Origin of the sequence: Adlercreutzia sp. DFI.6.23 (genome assembly GCF_024462535.1) — a bacterium.
GTDB lineage: Bacteria > Actinomycetota > Coriobacteriia > Coriobacteriales > Eggerthellaceae > Adlercreutzia > Adlercreutzia rubneri.
On sequence record NZ_JANGBP010000784.1, the window covers coordinates 1 to 288 of the forward strand.

At 69.4% G+C, this 288-nt stretch carries 1 pseudogene; it reads right to left on the reverse strand.

Annotated features, from left to right (window positions below):
- Nucleotides 1-56 precede the first annotated feature (56 nt).
- Nucleotides 57-288 (reverse strand): annotated as a pseudogene (locus NE591_RS15460) (replication-associated recombination protein A); the annotation flags it as partial.

Sequence of the window (288 nt, forward strand, 5' to 3'; positions counted from 1 at the left end):
CCTGGCTCGCTGCGCAGTGCCCGCACCGCGGCGGACGCAACACCCCGAGCCGCGACTCAACTCCCCTGACGGTCGCGGGCAGCGGCGTCGGTGCGGTAAGCCTCCCAGCCGCACTCGCCGGGTTGGTAGAAACAGCCGCGCTCAAGGCCCTCGGGCAGATAGCGCTGATCGACCCAGCCGGCCGGGTAGCTGTGGGGGTACTTGTACTCGCCGTATTTTTCCGACCCGGGGCGATGACGATCGCGCAGGTAATCGGGCACCTTGCGCACCGGGCCGTTGCGCACTTCG